This window comes from Nocardia altamirensis NBRC 108246 (assembly GCF_001612685.1).
Lineage (GTDB): Bacteria > Actinomycetota > Actinomycetes > Mycobacteriales > Mycobacteriaceae > Nocardia > Nocardia altamirensis.
In genome coordinates, this window is the sequence record NZ_BDAY01000071.1 from 39498 (window position 1) to 56002 (window position 16505).

Annotated in this window: 16 protein-coding genes; 4 read left to right on the forward strand and 12 right to left on the reverse strand. The window is 66.5% G+C overall.

Annotation, left to right across the window (positions count from 1 at the left end):
- Positions 1-211: 211 nt before the first annotated feature.
- Positions 212-1708 (forward strand): hypothetical protein, encoded by a 1497-nt coding sequence (locus NA11_RS32065; RefSeq protein ID WP_069165791.1) that lies wholly within the window; start codon positions 212-214, stop codon positions 1706-1708.
- A gap of 99 nt (positions 1709-1807) precedes the next feature.
- Positions 1808-2296, forward strand: coding sequence for a hypothetical protein (locus tag NA11_RS45125; protein ID WP_141717950.1), 489 nt, complete (start codon positions 1808-1810; stop codon positions 2294-2296).
- Between the two features lie 63 nt (positions 2297-2359).
- Here NA11_RS45125 and NA11_RS32070 read toward each other — a convergent pair whose 3' ends face one another.
- The 9 genes from NA11_RS32070 to NA11_RS32110 form a co-directional block, all read right to left on the reverse strand.
- Positions 2360-2902: a YaeQ family protein gene (locus tag NA11_RS32070; protein WP_069165792.1), complete on the reverse strand. Its 543-nt coding sequence runs from the start codon at positions 2900-2902 to the stop codon at positions 2360-2362.
- A gap of 205 nt (positions 2903-3107) precedes the next feature.
- Entirely contained in the window at positions 3108-3785 is a 678-nt protein-coding gene (locus tag NA11_RS32075) for a GntR family transcriptional regulator (protein ID WP_069165820.1), read from the reverse strand.
- Between the two features lie 50 nt (positions 3786-3835).
- The gene (locus tag NA11_RS32080; protein WP_245746318.1) at positions 3836-5224 is read right to left on the reverse strand and encodes an amino acid permease; all 1389 of its coding nucleotides are present in this window, start codon (positions 5222-5224) and stop codon (positions 3836-3838) included.
- Between the two features lie 96 nt (positions 5225-5320).
- Positions 5321-6322, reverse strand: coding sequence for a proline racemase family protein (locus NA11_RS32085; RefSeq protein WP_069165794.1), 1002 nt, complete (start codon positions 6320-6322; stop codon positions 5321-5323).
- Positions 6322-7959, reverse strand: a complete 1638-nt coding sequence (locus NA11_RS32090; RefSeq protein WP_069165795.1) for an NAD(P)/FAD-dependent oxidoreductase — start codon at positions 7957-7959, stop codon at positions 6322-6324. Before NA11_RS32090 ends, NA11_RS32085 begins: the two co-directional genes overlap by 1 nt.
- The gene (locus NA11_RS32095) at positions 7956-8270 is read right to left on the reverse strand and encodes a (2Fe-2S)-binding protein (RefSeq protein WP_069165796.1); all 315 of its coding nucleotides are present in this window, start codon (positions 8268-8270) and stop codon (positions 7956-7958) included. Before NA11_RS32095 ends, NA11_RS32090 begins: the two co-directional genes overlap by 4 nt.
- A gap of 84 nt (positions 8271-8354) precedes the next feature.
- Positions 8355-9557, reverse strand: coding sequence for an NAD(P)/FAD-dependent oxidoreductase (locus NA11_RS32100; protein ID WP_069165797.1), 1203 nt, complete (start codon positions 9555-9557; stop codon positions 8355-8357).
- Entirely contained in the window at positions 9554-11026 is a 1473-nt protein-coding gene (locus NA11_RS32105) for an aldehyde dehydrogenase (NADP(+)) (protein ID WP_218023418.1), read from the reverse strand. Before NA11_RS32105 ends, NA11_RS32100 begins: the two co-directional genes overlap by 4 nt.
- 82 nt (positions 11027-11108) lie before the next feature.
- Positions 11109-12020, reverse strand: a complete 912-nt coding sequence (locus tag NA11_RS32110) for a dihydrodipicolinate synthase family protein (RefSeq protein ID WP_069165822.1) — start codon at positions 12018-12020, stop codon at positions 11109-11111.
- 315 nt (positions 12021-12335) lie between these two features.
- On the opposite strand from NA11_RS32110, the gene NA11_RS32115 reads away from it, so the two are divergent.
- Complete coding sequence (locus NA11_RS32115; protein ID WP_141717951.1) at positions 12336-12788, forward strand: hypothetical protein; 453 nt, start codon at positions 12336-12338, stop codon at positions 12786-12788.
- 264 nt (positions 12789-13052) lie between these two features.
- Positions 13053-13382 carry an SGNH/GDSL hydrolase family protein gene (locus NA11_RS32120; RefSeq protein WP_069165799.1) on the forward strand — a complete coding sequence of 110 codons (330 nt, stop codon included), beginning with the start codon at positions 13053-13055 and terminating at the stop codon, positions 13380-13382.
- 930 nt (positions 13383-14312) lie between these two features.
- Here NA11_RS32120 and NA11_RS32130 read toward each other — a convergent pair.
- The 3 genes from NA11_RS32130 to NA11_RS32140 form a co-directional block, all read right to left on the reverse strand.
- Positions 14313-14666 carry an NIPSNAP family protein gene (locus NA11_RS32130; RefSeq protein WP_069165801.1) on the reverse strand — a complete coding sequence of 118 codons (354 nt, stop codon included), beginning with the start codon at positions 14664-14666 and terminating at the stop codon, positions 14313-14315.
- A gap of 167 nt (positions 14667-14833) precedes the next feature.
- The gene (locus NA11_RS32135; RefSeq protein ID WP_167837775.1) at positions 14834-15805 is read right to left on the reverse strand and encodes an LGFP repeat-containing protein; all 972 of its coding nucleotides are present in this window, start codon (positions 15803-15805) and stop codon (positions 14834-14836) included.
- 104 nt (positions 15806-15909) lie between these two features.
- Positions 15910-16170 carry a hypothetical protein gene (locus tag NA11_RS32140; protein ID WP_069165803.1) on the reverse strand — a complete coding sequence of 87 codons (261 nt, stop codon included), beginning with the start codon at positions 16168-16170 and terminating at the stop codon, positions 15910-15912.
- Positions 16171-16505: the final 335 nt, after the last annotated feature.

A 16505-nucleotide genomic window follows, 5' to 3' on the forward strand; every position in this document is an offset into this window, starting at 1 on the left:
ATAAAGCGGAGGCTAATCGAGCCGAATGGCGTAGCGCAACAGTTGCTGTGCAGGTCACAGTGCATTTAGTTTGCAATGCACGTCACAGTGTAGCGAGTAGCAGGCCGGGTCAGAGATAGGTAGCTGAGTACTCGCGAAGTATCGATATCAACCTGCGACGATCGGAAACAGCCGACCCAGCGCCGGAACAATCGACCGAAGAACGATCACCATGCCTGATAACACCGAACCCGCAGCCCTGATCCGTGCACTGGACGCAGTCGGCGTGGATTTCAGTATTCCGGAACCCGTGCTCCGCGACTTTCTCGGCAATGCTGAATTCACCCCATATCCGGCATTGTCTGCCGGGTTGCTGAAACTATTGGAAAGCCGGATGCTGCGGCGTCCGGTTTTCCTCGATGTAATCGTGTTCAACTACGAACACTCGCCGGGCGAGCCGTCACCGCGTCGGATCGAGGACGTCGATTTCGGGGTGCTCGAAGGTGCGGTGCTGGAAGGTTTCAATAACCGCTATGCCGAGCAGAACGTGAGTTTTCAGACTGTGCTGAAGCCCCTCGATGCGCCGCAACCGCCGGTCCAGACGTTGGCGCTGGTGGTCGAGGGCACGAAGAAGGTCGAGAACGGCATCACCCTCGTCGACACCGACAACCCGCGGATCGAGGTCGGCACGAAGCTGATCAGCGTCCCCGCGCAACCGAACAACGTGACGGTGCCGCAGGAGATAGTCCGCATCGGCAACGGCTGGCGGTTCACCAACGGCGACGTCGAACTGTCGGTGAGCAACGGCGAAGCCGAGGCGGGGCTGCGGCCGATCCGGGCGGGATCGCTGAGCGAGGGCGCGAACGCGTGGCCGACGACCGTCGGTACCTTCAGCGGAGCCACCGGGGCCGATGTGCGGCTGCAGGCACGCATCCGGGTCGGCTATCGGCCGGTCGACGTGAAGCTACTTGTGCACGGGCGCAAGGGCTTTGCCGCCAATACCGCCGAGAAAGCGCGCATCGCACTGGATCCGGACGTGCTGCTGGTACCGATCGAGGTAGCCCGCTTTTTCTCCGATGCCATTCCCGTGCAGCAGATTTCGGCGGCGAGTCAGATGGCGCTGTGGGATCAGGTGCCGATCATGAGCCCAACCACCAACCTCAAGAGCACCGACGGCGGCACCGGCGAGCTCCAGTTCGCCGAGCGCGCCTGGGATCACTGGCCGGTGCCGGACAACGAGGGCCTGTATACGCACTTGGGTTGGGTATCACCGGACAGCATCTGGGGTAAGGCGGGCATCAGGTTCCGCCTCGTCAACTACATCGATATCAAGACCGACAACGAGCACGCCGCGCCGGGGCCTGCGCCTGGCGTGGTCACCAACGCGACACTGCGGGCGAACAACGCCACGCTCAACGACCATCCGCAGCACATCAAGGACAAGCCGGTCGTGAAGGTGATCTTCATGCACCGCATCGCACCGCCGGACGCACCCCAGATCGGCGAGGCGCTGGTCGGAAGCAGTTGCATCGGGATCTCCGCAGGCGCGTCCGACCGGTTCGCCACCATCGCCCACGAGATCGGCCACCTGATCACCGGCAGTGGATCGCACAGCACCGAGCTGAACAACGTGATGAACGACCCTGGCCCTGGCACCAACATCACCGACGCCCAGATCGCCTTGGCGAGAACCTGGGCCAAACAGTTCGCCGACTTCTGGGTGCATTAGTGGGCCGAATGCGTTGAGACACAGCTGAAGCACTGGTGAAACTCCGTAGCCGGAAGCTGTATTGCGAGCGAGCAGTACATCTTTCGAAGGAGCAGCACAGTGAAGACAGGTATCGCGCACCTGATCGTCCTCGCGGCCGCCGCAGCTATGACGCTCGGCGCTACCAGCACTTCCGCCGCCGAGATCAACCAAGGCAGCGGTTATCTGCGCAATGTGTATACCAGCCAGTGCTTGACCGACCGGGGCGTCGAGAACTATCCGAACGCGCAGGAGTGTGCGTTCGACGGCGCCGGGAATGTACCGCCCAACCAGCAATGGACTCGCATTCCTGCCGCAGCGGGTTCAACGAATTGGGCACTGCTCCGCAGCGGCCTCGGTAACTGCCTCCGCCACGGCACGGAGGCGGAGCACTCCCCGGAAAGTTCCGTGTGCACGAATACCGACCCGTGCCTAGGCCTGAACTCAGACAAGTGTGGTTCCTGCAGCTGGACGCAGGGAGTCAAGGGGCAACGGTCCGGTACCAAACTCCGTCCGACCTCCGCATCCTCTGTCTCGGCGTCGACAAAGACGCCCCGCATCTCGTCATGATGGCCGAACAGTCCCGATGGTACGACCGTCGATACGTCGAATGGAAGTTCGGCTGAGGCGAATTCAGACGAGGTGGTGCTCTTCGATCGGCGTGCTGAGGGTGGTGCCGTTGAGGTCGAGGTAGAGGGCGCGCTCGGTGATGGAAAGTGTTGCGGTATTGCGGCGTTCGAGGACGGCGACCGCAGCGGCGATGAAGTCGCGGTCGAAACTGTAGAGCGGGATGTCCTCGGCGCGGTGAATTCGCTTGCCTGCCAACTGGGCAAGGACCTTCACCGGGTCGCGATGGGTATAGATGGCGGCTCGCCCCGCCAACTTGCTGCCGCGGTGCACCCGCTCCGCGTCCGGCGCGCCGACCTCGATCCACGCGGTGATCTGTCCGGTCAGATCGCGCACCAGCACGGCTGGCTCATCGGTCGCGGACACACCACCCTCGCTGAACGTGATCCCTTCCTCGTACTCTAGGCAGTACGCCAGCAGCCGAGTCACCATGAACTCGTCGGTCTCGGAAGGATGCCGCGCCACCCGCAACTCCAACTCCTCGTAGACCCCACGATCAACGTCAGCCAGGTGAACGGCAAAGGTGTGCAGTGTCGCGCTGATAGCCATAGACCCCCAACCCTAGCCGTCCCCGCCATGAGCTCCGAACAGCGAGCAGCTAACCCGAAACCTACCCAGCAACCGCCCTCGTCACCAGTTGGTCAACTGATCACCGGGAACTGGTGGCGGCATCGCCCGAGAAGCCCCCGCCACCAGTTCCCACTCGGCACGAAATCACCCAGCCACTCCCACATACCGGGATGCGCCGCGCGGTTTAGGGGATGTGGTGGTCTGGGGTGTTTCCGGCGGCCCAGATGCCGCGGACGTGGCCGATGTGCTTGCGCAGGAAGAGTTCCAGTTCCTCGCCCTGGTTGTGCTCGATGAGGTCGATGATGGTGTGGTGCTCTTGGGCTGACTGTTCGAGTTCCCCGCGGGCGACCAGGGCGGCCAGGCCGAAGAGGCGGGTTTGGGCGCGCAGGTCGCTGACGATCTGGGACAGGCGCGGGTTGCGGCAGTATTCGAGCAGCATGAGGTGGAAGCGCTGGTCGGCGTCGACGTATTCGACGAGGTCGCCGCGCTTGGCGGCCTCGACGATCTTGTCGGCTTGTGCCCGAAGCCCGGGGAGGTCGGTCGCCGGGATGAGGTCGATGATCGCGCGGACGCTCGGCGGCTCGAGCAGCATGCGGATCTTGGCGATCGCATCGAGGTCCTCGTCGGAGGTCTCGGTGACACGGAAGCCTTTGTTCGGCACCGACGTCACCAGGCCCTGCTTGACCAGATCGAGCATCGCCTCGCGCACCGGCGTCGCGGAGACCCCGAACCGTTCGGACAACCATGGCGCCGAGTAGAGCGCCCCGGGCTCGAGCTCACCGGAGATGATCGCGGCACGCAGCGCGTCGGAGACATGATCACGCAAGGTCTGTCGCTTGACCGTATCCAACCGCTCAATCATCAATGCGCTCCGCGTTTCTCCTGTGGGCGGGCCCGGGGCTACCAGCATAGTTAGCTCTCCGAGGTGTTCAGCTTCGAGTTCCGGTAGCCGAAACCCCAGTACAGTGCCAAGCCGAGGGCGAGCCAGACGAGGAACCGCACCCAGGTGACCCAGTCGAGGTGGCTGATCAGCCAGATCGAGAAGCCGATGCCGACCAGCGGGACCAGCGGCACCAACGGGGTGCGGAATGCGCGATCCGCGTCCGGGCGTGTCCGGCGCAGCCGCAGCACGCCGACCGCGACGACGATGAACGCCATCAGGATGCCGACGTTGGTGAGCTCGGCGGCCTCCCGGATCGGCAGGAACCCGGCGATGAGCGCGGACACGATGCCGACCGGCCAGATCACCCTGGTCGGCACCTTGCGGGTCGGGCTGCTCTTGCCGAAGTAGGACGGCAGCAGTCCGTCGCGGCTCATGGCGAAGCCGACGCGGGTGACGGCGAGCATGTTGGCGAACGCGGATGTGGTCACGCCGACCACCGCGCCGACCGCGATGACCAGGCCGAGGATGCCCAGCCCGACGGAGTCGAACGCGCTGGAGAACGGCGAACTCACGTTGATGTCGGTGTAATTGACCATGCCGACGATGACGAGGCAGACCAGCAGGTAGACGACCGAGGCGATGCCGAGGCTGATCAGGATTGCCTTGGGCAGCAGTCGTTTTCCGTCCTTGGACTCCTCCGCGGCCGCGCTCATCGCGTCGTAGCCGTAGACGGCGAAGAAGGCCAGCGCCGCGCCGGAGACCGCGCTGCCGACACCGAAGGGGAAGAACGGCGTGTAGTTGCCCGCTTTGATGTGGAAGGCGCCCGCGATGACGACCACCGCGACGATCACCATCTTCAGAGCGACGAGTCCGGTTTGCACGCGGGCGGATTCGCGGGTGCCGCGGGACAGCAGGAACGCGAGCAGCAGGCAGAGCAGGACCGCGAACAGGTCGACTTTGTGGCCGGAGCCGGTGCCTGGTGCGCCGAGCGCCCAGGTTGGCAGGTCGAAGCCGAGGTAGTGGGTGATGTAGTTCAGGTATCCGGAGACGGCGATGGCGACGACCGAGACGATCGCGGTGTACTCGAGCAGCAGGTCCCAGCCGATCATGAAGCCGACGATTTCGCCGAGCGCCACATACGAATAGGTGTAGGCCGAACCGGCTTTCGGAACCATGCCCGCGAATTCGGCGTAGCAGAGGCCTGCGGCGCCGGAGGCGATGATCGCGATCAGGAACGAGACGAGGACGGCAGGGCCGGACACCTCGTTCGCCACCACGCCGGCCAGCGAGAACACTCCGGCGCCGACCAACCCGCCGAGGCTCAGCGCGACCAGCTGCCACAGCCCCATGCTCTTCTTGAAGTCGCCGGTGTCGGCGACGGTCACCGGCATTCGGCGCATCACCCCACGTCTGGTCATGGGGGGACGGGGGCGGCGGGTTACGACAGCCATTGTCGTTGCCTTTCAGGTGGTGCGGAAAACAAAGATGGTGGTCGGAGGGTGAAATCGCTTGTCTTAGAAGACGAATCCTTCGGGGAAGGGGTCCGTCGGGTCGAGCAGGTAGTTGGCGGTGCCGGTCAGCCAGGCGCGGCCGGTGATGGCAGGCACGATCGCGGGGGCGGCGCCCACCGTGGTGGTGTCGACGGCGCGCGCGTGGAAGGTGGTGCCGATGAACGAATCGTTGCGCAGCACTTGGTCTTCGGAGAGCAGCCCGCGGGCATGCTGGCGGGCCAGCAGTGCGGAAGTGCCGGTGCCGCAGGGCGACCGGTCGAACCAGCCGGGGTGTATGGCCATCGCGTGGCGCGTGTGCGCGGGCTCGGAGGCCGGGTCAAGGAACAGCACGTGCTTGCACCCGGCGATCTGCTTGTCCTCGGGATGCACGGGGCGACGGAAGTCGTTGATCGCCTGCATGATGCGCAGGCCGGACGCGAGGATCCGGTCCTTCTCGGCACGGTCGAATGGCAGGTCGAGGGTGGCGAGATCGACGATGGCATAGAAGTTTCCGCCGTAGGCCATGTCGTAGCGCACCGTGCCGAGACCGGGGACCTCGATGTCGTTGTCGAGGCTGTCGCAGTAGGCGGGCACGTTGCGCAGGGTCACCGCGTCGGCGTGGCCGTTGCTGACGGCGACCGAGGCGACGACGCGTCCGGCCGGGGTGTCCAGCCGGATCTCGGTGACGGGCTCGATGACCGGGACCATGCCCGCCTCGACGAGCGCGGTGGCGACGCCGATGGTGCCGTGGCCGCACATCGGAAGCAGCCCACTGACTTCGATGAACAGCACACCGTAATGCCCGTCATCGGTGGTGGCAGGCTGCAGGATCGCGCCGCTCATCGCCGCGTGGCCGCGTGGTTCGTTGACGAGGAGCTTGCGCAGTCCGTCGAGGTGCTCGATGAAGTGGGTCCGGCGTTCGGCCATCGTGGTGCCGGGGACCGTGCCGATGCCGCCGGTGATCACCCGGGTCGGCATCCCCTCGGTGTGCGTGTCGATCGCGGAGATGATCATGCTGCTGTGCATCAGGACTGTCCTTCGTGGTCGAGATCGGCGAGTTCGCGCAGGCGGATCGGTGCGGCGAGCGGTCGCCAGGCCGGGGTGGCAGCGGCGAGGCCGGACGGCATTGGCGATGTCGCGCGTGGGGGAGCAGTTGTCATGGGTGACTGCGGATTTCGGGAACCTCGCGCGCCTTCCTGGCAGGCAGGGGTGGCTGCGGCGAGATCGGGCGGCATGGGCGATGTCGCGCGTGGGGGAGCGGTTGTCATGGGTGACCGCGGATTTCGGGCACCTGGCGCGCCTTCCTGGCAGGCGGCAGGCGGTGCATCTTGGACCGGATGCGAGTCGGCGGACACGCCAATGCGGAGCGCCTCGATGTTCGTCGCGCACATACGCCCCTGGCAGGGACCGAGGCCCGCGCGGGTGGCCAGCTTGGCCGGTCGGTAGGAGTCTCCGGCGGCCCGCGCCCAGGCGGTCGTCAGGTCGTCCCGGGTGGTGCCCTCGCATCGGCACAACACGGTCTCGGGCCGGGACCAGCCGAGCACGCCGGGCCGGATCGGGTGTGCGGCAGCGAGTCTGGCCACGAATTGCTCGGCGGTGCGGTGGCGTGCACGCAGCGCCCGGTCCGCGGCGGGGTCGGCGCCTGCCGCGGCCACTCCCGCGACGGCGCCCTCGATGGCGGCGACCTGGGCGCCGCCGATGCCGGTGATCTCCCCTGCGGCCCAAACATTCTCGGCAGTGGTCTGCTGAGCATGGTCGACGTGGACGAAGCCGTGTGCGGTGAGGCGTGTCCCGGCCGCGACCGCGAGTTCGTGCTGCGGCGTGAAGCCGTGCGAGACCGCGACCGCGTCGGCGGAGACGGTGCTTTCGCTGCCGGGGATCGGCGTCCAGTTCTCGTCGAGCCGGGCGATGGTGGCTTGCTCGACCCTGCCGTCACCTGCCACGGCGACCACGGCGCGGCCCATGCGCAGCGGAATTCGGTGCCGCACACCGCAAGCGACATACTCGATCAACTCGGCCGCCTTGCCCGCGCTGTGGCGCAGTTCCCACGGCCTGCTTGCCCAGTGCCGCAGGATCCGGCGACCGGGATTGGCCTCGAGCACCGCCTGCACGTGCGCGCCGCCTTCGACGAGCGACTGCGCGACCGGCAACAGGAACGGACCGGTGCCGGAGAGCAGCACGGACCGCCCGATCAGCACGCGCTGCGTTTTCGCGAGAGTCTGTGCGGCACCGGCGGTGTAGACGCCGGGCAGATCCCAGCCGGGAAACGGACACACCCGGTCGTAGGCGCCAGTCGCGAGCACCAACGCATCACCACGGACCACGCGGTGCGTGCGCTGATCACCCTCGATGCCGATCAGCAATCGAACTGTGGGACAACCACCGTCGAGATGCCGCTCGATCTGATAGACCGATGCCAACGGCAGGTACTCGCACCGTGGGTGTTCGATCAACAGCCGCGCACGCCGCGCCGCCTCGGCATACCCGTGCCCGATGCTTAGTGGGCGCCTGACCCCGAAAGCATCTGGGATGCGCCGGTTGTACTGACCACCCAGTGCCTCGTTCGAGTCGACCAGGGTCACCGTAGCGCCGTGCCGCAACGCCGATTGCGCGGCGGCGGTGCCCGCAGGTCCACCGCCGATGATCACGACATGCCGACTCATTGCGCACCTCGATTCGCTCGGGACTGCGTGGCGACGGCATCGCCGTCACGGGCCGGACGCCTGCACAGCCGAATATCGGGGATGCCGTTCACCGTCGCGACGCAGTCGAAACACACACCGATACCGCAGAAGACGCCGCGCGGACCACCGGTGGTTGCGGTTCGCCACTGCGAGCGTCCCTCCGCCAACAGCACCGACGCCAGCGTCTGGCCGTGCACGCCCGCGACCGTGACGCCGTCGACGGTGATCGTCAGCGGCCGGTCGCTACGCCCGACGGGGTCGGTGTCCGCGGGGATGAGTTCGGGGCTCAACGGGATGTCCTTTCTGTGTGCCGATGCAGACGAGGTGTGCCGGATTGTGTGCTCGCCTGCAGCGATTGCGAAGGTGGTTGTTGCTCAACGCGATACCTTCTCTCCGGCTGGTTCGCCGGCGTCGACTCCGATGACGGCGGGCCGGTCGATCGCGAACGCGGCGATGTCGACCTCGTCCGGCTGTCCCGCGAGCGCGGAGGCGACGAGCTGGGCGGTGCCGACCGCGAGTCCGATGCCTGCACCCTCGTGACCGGTGGCGTGCCAGAGGCCTGGCAGGCGGGGGTCAGGCCCGATCGCCGGGAGATGGTCGTCGACGTAGGGGCGGAAACCGCCGTAGGCGCGCATGATCGCGACATCGGCGAGGATCGGATAGAGCCGCAAGGCTTTGCGGGCGATGGCGGCCATGCTGTCCGGGCGGATGCGGTCGTCGAACCCGCATTGGCGCCGCGAGGAGCCGAGCAGCAGCGGGCCGCCGCGGGTGGACTCGACGACCGCCGAGGACTGCAGTGCGGCGTCCGAACTGCCAACGGCTCCTACATAATCCGCGTCGTAGACCTTGTGGAAAACGGTCGGCGGCATCGGCGCGGTGATCAGCACGTCGCCGCGCCGGGGCTTGACCGCGATCGGGGCGCCGAGCAGCGTCGACACCGGGCCCGCCCAGGGGCCTGCCGCGTTGATCACGATGTCGGCGTGCCGCGGTCCCCGGGTCGTGTGCACTCCGATCAGCCTGTCGCCGTGCAGGATCGGGCCGGTGACGGCGCAGCCGGTCTCGACGATTGCGCCTGCGGCCATCGCGGATCCGATCAATGCGGCCGCCGCCCCCGCCGGTTGTACCTGGGCGTCGTCGGGGTAGTACCTGGCCGTCACGACGTCACGGGTCAGTGCCGGTTCGGCGGCGGCGAGCCGGTCCGCGTCGAGGTCCTCGCAGTGCACCCCGGCCGCCCGCTGACCGTCGGCGAACTCGGCCAGCGTCGCCGCGCCTGCCTCGGTGGTCGCTACGACGATGCCGCCCTTGGGCTCCCATTCGACCGCGGCGACCTCGTCGGGTAGCCGATCGGCGACGCGGTCGAGGATCCCCGGCCATAGTCGGCGAGAGAGCATGGCCAGTTCCAGCTCCGGACCGGGTCCCTTGTCCGAGACGAGTACGTTGCCTTCACCGTGCGCAGTGGTGCCGGATGCCAGCTCACCCGCCTCGCAGACCCGTACTGACGCACCGGCGAGCGTCAGCCGGTCGGCGAGCGCGCAGCCGATCATGCCGCCGCCGATGATCAGCACGTCGAGAGTCATTGCGGTCGTGCCCCGTTCACCGACCGCGGCACGGAAAGCGGGTTGTCCGACCGCAACTCGGGCGGCAACAGATCGTAGGGCACCGACTGGTACACCACCGGGCGCAGAAAACGCGCGATGGCCGCGGTGCCCACCGACGTCGTCGTCGGCGTGGTGGTTGCCGGGTATGGGCCGCCGTGCTGCTGGGCGTAGGTGACGGAAAGGCCGGTGGGCCAACTGTTCCAGAGCACCCGGCCCGCCGCGTCCGATGCGGCGGCGACGAGCGAACGGGTGGTGTCGTCGGCGCCGTCGCCGAACACCGACACGGTGAGCTGTCCCGGCATCGAGCGGGCCAACTCGAGTAACTCCTCGGTGTTCTGGTAGCTCACCAGAAGGGTTGCCGGGCCGAACATTTCGCGCAACAGCCCGTCCTGATCGGCGAGCACGGTCCGCGCCGTGGTGGCGAGGAGCAACGCCTCGCCCGTCGCGCCGCCGGCCAGTACTTCGACGGCCGGATGCGCACGCACCTGATCAACCGCCTGGGCGAAGCCCGCCGCGATCGCGTCGTTGAGCAACTCTCCGGTGGGCACCGGCCGAGTGCGAAGCAACTCGACGAGCGCGCTGAACACCGGCGCCTCCTCGGGCAGCGCAACCAGCCCTGGCTTGGTGCACAGCTGCCCGGCACTGGCACTCACCGCGGTCAGCAGTCCTGCGGCGATCTCGTCGGCGCGCGCTCCGGCCGCCGCTGCGGTCACGAACACCGGATTGATCGAGCCGAGCTCGCCGTAGAAGGGGATCGGCACCGGGCGGGCACACGCCAGGTCGTAGAGCGCGCGTCCGCCCGCGGTGGAGCCGGTGAACGCCGCGGCCGCGACCGCAGGATGGGTGAGCGCCCGCACGCCGGCCTCCCTGCCGAAGATCAGGCCGAAAGTGCCTTGCGGCGCACCGCATTCCGCGATCGCCTCGGCGACGAGATCGCCGACCGCACGTGACAGTGCCTGGTGGCCGGGATTGGCTTTCACGAGCACCGGACACCCGGCGGCCAGCGCGGAGGCGGTGTCGCCGCCCGCGACCGAGAACGCGAACGGGAAGTTGCTCGCCGCAAAGTTGACGACCGGGCCAAGCGGGATGTTCATCCGGCGCAGGTCGGGTCGCGGCGCGCCCATCGGCCATTCGGCATCCGCGGTGTCGATGCGCACCTCGAGAAATCTGCCGTCGCGGACCGTCTGCGCGAACAGCCGCAACTGAAAGCTGGTGCGCTTCAGCTCGCCGGTCAGCCGCGCTTCGGGCAGGCGCGTTTCGCGCATGGCGAGCGGGATGAGCTCGGCGGCATGCGCGTCGAGCCGGTCCGCGATGCCGTCGAGCACCCGCGCTCGGTCCGGCCGCGCCAGCGCCGCCCAGGGTTTCGCCGCGGCCGCCGCCGCGGCGACTGCCGAGTCGACCTCGTCCGCTGTGGTGTCGGAGCCGGGGTCGACCATGGTTTCGGTCATCGCGTTGTCCTCAATTCCCGTACGTGCCGATGTGCTTGGTGCGTCGTCATGGTTGCGCACCGGGCGGGTCCGCGCGCGGTGGCTACCGGTAGCCCTTGGCCAGCGCATCGCGCGTCGCGAGGGTGATGCGGTCGACCAGTGCGGCGGCGAGCGGGACGCGCGGCGGGCGGCATGGTCCGCCTTGCCGTCCGGCCAGGTCCATCGACAGCTTGATCGCGTGCACGAATTCGGTCTTGGAGTCCCAGCGCAGCAGCGGATGCAGGTCGCGGTACAGCGGCAACGCCTTGGCCAGATCGCGATTCACCGCAGCGGTGTAGAGCTCCATCGTGGCCTGGGGGATCGCGTTCGGGTAGCCGGCCACCCAGCCGACCGCGCCTGCGATGCCGAGCTCGAGGACCACATCGTCGGAGCCGACGAGCACGTCGAGTTCGGGTGCGAGTTCCTTGATCTCGTAGAACCGCCGGACATCGCCGGTGAACTCCTTGACGCCGACGATCAGTCCCTCGCCGTGCAATTCGGCAAGAAGATCGGGGGTCAGGTCGATGCGGGTGTCGATCGGGTTGTTGTAGGCGACGATCGGCAGGCCCACCTGCGCCACGGTGCGGTAGTGATCGAGGACGGAGTCACGTCCGCCTCGATAGGCGTTGGGCGGCAACAGCATTACCGCGTGCGCGCCCGCGTCGGCAGCCTGCTCTGCCCACTTGCGCGCCTGCAACGCCCCGTACGCCGCGATGCCGGGCATCACCGTGAAGCCCGCGGGTGCGGCCGCGATGGCGGTGGTCACCACCTTGGCCCGCTCCGCGTCGTCGAGGGTCTGGTACTCGCCGAGCGAGCCGTTGGGGCTCACGCCGTGGCAGCCGTTGGCCGCCAGCCATCGCACGTGCTCGGCGTAGGCGTCGTAGTCGACCGCGAGGTCTTCGGTGAACGGCAAGGTCGTCGCCACCAGCACCCCGTGCCATGGCTTGTTCGCCGCCGATGTGGTCGTTTCGGACATGTGCGCCTCCAGCTGCGTGAATCCGGGAAAGCGCCCGGCCGCCACTGTCACTCAGTGCGGTGTGACATTGCACAGAACCTAGCGCGAGTGATGGGGGTCACGCAACCGCTGTCGTGCACATGGGCCCGGCGAGTGCGCTTGCTCGACGCGCGGGGCCGGTCATCCCGGAATTAGCGGTTATATCCGAATATCGTTAATGCATTGCTCGATGAAGGCGCTGCAACCGGTTGGACGGATTCCATCACAGAACGGAGAGAACCCATGCGTTGGACAACAATGCGGCCGGCTCTCGGTGCCGCCAGAATTCTCTTCGCGGTGACTGCGGTAATACTCGGACTTGTCGGTACGGCACCGGTCGGCGCGGCGGACACGGGCGACGACGAGTCGACGGCCAGCACGGTGACCATTCAGAAGACGGCGACGATCACGAATGAGAAGACGATCGTCACCGGCAAGGATGTGTATGGCGTCGCGGTGTCCGGCACCGCGACATGTGCGGCCGTCGAAGACGAACCGACCGGATCGCTGTGGCTCTTCCTCTATCAGCGGGAGTCCGCCCAGTCCGCAGAAGCGCCGGTGGACGTCGCCTGTGATGGCAAGAGTCATCCGTGGTCCAGCAAACTGCAGGTGAGCAGCGCGTTCCTGGGCCTGCCCGGCGCGGAGTTCGACGCCGAATCCGCCGGTGTCCGTGCCTCGCTCCGGCAGGGTGGGCGCGAGGTGGCGCACGGGACCACCGCGGTCAAGCTCGTCGCAGGCAAGAAGAAGTAGCCGCCGCATAAAGTGATTGCCGCGCAAAGGGAGAAAGCGAACAATTCGGCAGATTTTTCACGGTCGCGCATTGTTCGGTCAAATGTATAGTTGGTGAATCCGGTACTGAAATAGCCTGTCTGACCGGGACTTTCGAGTGTCCGGCGGAAACTGTGCTCGACGTCACGCTACGGTGAATCGTGCCGTGTCTGATAGCGTTTGCGTGGCTTTGCGCGACATCTTTCTTTCCTGATCCGAGTGGTAGCCCGATGAAGGAATTATCCAATGTCAGCAGACAAAGCGCACCGCAGCGGGCTGAAAATCATTGGGGTGACGCTCACTCCGTCCGAAGGCGCCCAGATCCCGGCCACCACCTACGGGCTGCCGACCACCCTGGCCAACCGCAGGCAAGTCAACGACTTCATCAGGCAGAGCGGCATTTTCGATTCGGTGCTCGACTTCGACGCCGCCGTCGTGGATCCGGCGCACCCGGACCGCTGGGCGCAGGGACTGTCGCCGAGTAACGACAACGTGCACCCCAACGACCAAGGCTCGCAACAGGAAGCGGATGCCATCGACGTGCCCGCGCTGCTCGGGGTCGCGGGCTGCCGCTAGCGCGGCGGTGTTTGTGGTCCGTCTCGGTGGGTGTCGAGATCGGCGACGCCAGCACGACTCGGCCCTTGCGATTGCGCATGGCAATAACTTTCGCTCTCAGCGAAGCGAATTGCCGTGCCGCTCACCTTAATCGGATGTTAAGAATCGCGTTTTCGATCATGCGCATGTTCATCGAATCGTACGATCTGTCCACCGGTGTGGGTAGGCCGATCATCAGCAGCCGCTGATCGATCGGTAGCTGGGTTCGACTACCCCTCAGTGAGATAGGAAGAACAATGCGCAGATGTGCAGCAGTCATGGCGGTCGGGTTCGCGATCCTGGCGCTCGGTGGAATCTCGACTTCGGCAAATGCGGTCGAGTCACGCAGCTACATCCAACCGGCCCCGAGTGGTGAACTTGCTGGTTGGAGGTTCATCGGCTGGTACAACTCCAACGGCAGGTGCGTCGATGCGGGGCAGCAGTTCCAGCGTGAGCATGCCATTCGAGAGTGGAAGTGCGTGTTCGACAACTCGCATACTCCGCCGTACGCACTGTGGGGTAAGTAGGCGTCGATCGGTGCTACGCACCTTTCGGTAAGTAGGTGTTTATCGGGGTGCGCACCTTTTGGTAAGTGGGCATTCAACACGGTGCGCACTTTTCGGTAAGTAGGTTTATCGACCTGCGTGCACATCTCGATGAGGAGGGGCTGATCGGCGCTGCGCACTGTGTGGCAAGCAGCGCCGATCAGGCGAATTTCGGTGAATTGGTTGGCTCGCTCGCGGTGCAACCAAGTCACGACGGCGCCGTCCTCGGGGTAGCACCCGAGGTCGGCGTTCCGGCGGCTGTCGAATACCGCGGCCGCACAAGGTTTCCCGGCAGCGGGAACGGGTAGCCCGCGCAGCGTTCGAGAAGCGCGTGCCGGAGGCCGGATCGCCGGAAAACGCTGTCGCCCTATGGAAGACGCTGGCCGTGGGGTAGCCCGGGCGAAGGTGCTGCCTGATCGGGCAGCAGTGGACGCATGAAGGTGCGGTCGTAGCGCAGGACGCAGCCACTCTCGTCGCGGATCCGGTCGGCGGCGATGAAGTCGGGGTCCTCGCCGAAGCGGGTGCGGTACTGCTCGTAGGCGGCCAGGCTCGGAAAGCTGAAGAGTGCCATGGCTTTATCGCTGGCGCCCTCGCTCGGCAGGAAGTAGCCGTGGTGCGTGCCGCCGTGCCGGTCGACCAGCTCCATCCACCGCCGGGCAAAGCGCTCGAAGGAGTCGATCTTCGCCGGATCGATGACGTACTCGACAACACAGGTGATCATCGGTCCATCATGCGAGGGTCGGTCGGTGACCGGAAGACCCTGCGGAACGCGCTGGCGGTGGGGGGTATCCAGGTGAAGTTGCGGCCTGGTCCGGCAGTACGAGGCGCAATAAGCGGTCACACTGCCGGACGCGGCCACGGTCGTCGCGGAGCTGGTCGGTGGTGCGATCAAGCCCCGCCGGAGCGCCCGCCGAGTTCGCTCGGGGTGGCCCGGTGCGCGCCACCGAGGGTCTCGTGGTTGGCGGCGGAACGGGCGCTCGCGCTGCCCGTCGCGGCCGGCGTGGTCTGCCGAGGAGCGGTGCGTCCGCCGCCGGATCCACCGCCGATGAGACCGGCGAGTCCGCCTGCGGCGCAGGCGATCACGAGGCCGACCGGGAGTGCCCACCATTTCGAGTTCGAGTCGGAGTCATTGCCCTGCGCGGTCGAGTTCTGTTCGCTGGCGTTGCCCGCGACCACCGAGCCGGGCGCCGCGCCGGGAACGGAGACGTCCAGTCCGCGCAGCTGGTTCGCGATGTCGGGCGGGTTGGTGACAAAGCCGCCGTCCTGGCTCCAGCGCACCTCGACCGGGGTGCCGTTCTGGCCGCGGAAGGACTGGGAGTAGACGCCGTCGGCGACCATGGTGTCGGTGGCCGGGCTGCCGAGCACGCCGTCCGTAGCGCGCAGATGCGACCATGCCGTGCGGATCGGACCGCGGACCAGCCATGCGCCGTGCTGCGGGCTCCACTCGATGGTGGCGCCGTCCTTCGCGGAGAACTCACTGAAGCGGGCCGTGCCCGCAACCGGCGCGTCCGATTCGTCATTGGTCGGGTAACCGATATCGATGGTCGGACCGCCCAGCGAGAGATATTTGTCGAGGATGGCGCCGTACATCACTTTCGCGCCGGTGTCCGGCGAATAGATTATCTTGCCGCCCTGGTAATCCTGCGCCGCCCCGTTCGGGCCGAGTTCGTATGGCTCGCCGATCTTTTGGCCGAGCGGCGATGATGTGCCGCCCTTGTCCCGATAATGCGAATCTATCGCGGCATTCGCGTCGGCGGGCTGCGCCGACGCAGAAGGGCTCAGCAACACTCCAGCGCAGAGTGCGAGGGCGAAGCCGAACACCGCCGTCGTTGCGGACACCGATTGCTTCCAACGTGTCATCGAAATACTCCTCACAAGGGTCGACATGGCTATCGCTTGCGGGCAACTTCGAAAAGACGATTCGACCGGATATCGGCTGTGCCGAATGGGTGATCGACGGTCGGTCAGTGTGCCTGGTCGGCTTTGGCCTTCGTGACGAAGCCGAGCACCGCGGACACCACAGCGCCGACAACGCCGCCGCCCGCGACCTGGGCAAGTATCTGGCCGAAGTCGAGACCGCTGCTGGCCGCAGCCTGAATGATCGCTCCGGTGACGCCGCCGCCGACCGCGCCGGCCGCACCGTTCACCACCGGGCCGAGCGGGTTCTTCGCGCCACCGATGCCGCCGCCGACCACACCGCCGAGCAGACCCAAGAGCCACTCCATGCTTCCTCCTTCAGACGTGCCGGACGTTGCGTACCTGACGATAACGACAGTTCCGGGGAACCGTCGGCGATTGGACTTTCGCTCGTCCTCATCGCGGAAGACGCGCCGCGAAAACATTCCGCATCGAGCGGAATTGCTGGCCCGTGTCGAATGCCCCGAAGTCGAGTTGGCAAACTTGAGGCACAAGATTGTCCGCACTATCGATTTCCCGGCTACGTAGTTCGGCAGCGCGACCGTGGGATACCTCGCTGTCGAGGTAACGAAAGGAGATCCGATGATCATCGATATGGTCGTGCAGTGGTATCGCTTCCTACGGAAACATCGATAGGTGTCGC

Excerpts from the sequence above, each read along its gene's own strand:
- NA11_RS32090 (WP_069165795.1), bottom strand. The coding sequence starts at position 7,959 with ATGAGTCGGCATGTCGTGATCATCGGCGGTGGACCTGCGGGCACCGCC.
- NA11_RS32130 (WP_069165801.1), bottom strand. The coding sequence starts at position 14,666 with ATGATCACCTGTGTTGTCGAGTACGTCATCGATCCGGCGAAGATCGAC.
- NA11_RS32135 (WP_167837775.1), bottom strand. The coding sequence starts at position 15,805 with ATGACACGTTGGAAGCAATCGGTGTCCGCAACGACGGCGGTGTTCGGC.
- NA11_RS32070 (WP_069165792.1), bottom strand. The coding sequence starts at position 2,902 with ATGGCTATCAGCGCGACACTGCACACCTTTGCCGTTCACCTGGCTGAC.
- NA11_RS32065 (WP_069165791.1), top strand. The coding sequence starts at position 212 with ATGCCTGATAACACCGAACCCGCAGCCCTGATCCGTGCACTGGACGCA.
- NA11_RS32100 (WP_069165797.1), bottom strand. The coding sequence starts at position 9,557 with ATGACTCTCGACGTGCTGATCATCGGCGGCGGCATGATCGGCTGCGCG.
- NA11_RS32085 (WP_069165794.1), bottom strand. The coding sequence starts at position 6,322 with ATGCACAGCAGCATGATCATCTCCGCGATCGACACGCACACCGAGGGG.
- NA11_RS32110 (WP_069165822.1), bottom strand. The coding sequence starts at position 12,020 with ATGTCCGAAACGACCACATCGGCGGCGAACAAGCCATGGCACGGGGTG.
- NA11_RS32080 (WP_245746318.1), bottom strand. The coding sequence starts at position 5,224 with ATGACCAGACGTGGGGTGATGCGCCGAATGCCGGTGACCGTCGCCGAC.
- NA11_RS32105 (WP_218023418.1), bottom strand. The coding sequence starts at position 11,026 with ATGACCGAAACCATGGTCGACCCCGGCTCCGACACCACAGCGGACGAG.
- NA11_RS32075 (WP_069165820.1), bottom strand. The coding sequence starts at position 3,785 with ATGATTGAGCGGTTGGATACGGTCAAGCGACAGACCTTGCGTGATCAT.
- NA11_RS32120 (WP_069165799.1), top strand. The coding sequence starts at position 13,053 with ATGTCAGCAGACAAAGCGCACCGCAGCGGGCTGAAAATCATTGGGGTG.
- NA11_RS32140 (WP_069165803.1), bottom strand. The coding sequence starts at position 16,170 with ATGGAGTGGCTCTTGGGTCTGCTCGGCGGTGTGGTCGGCGGCGGCATC.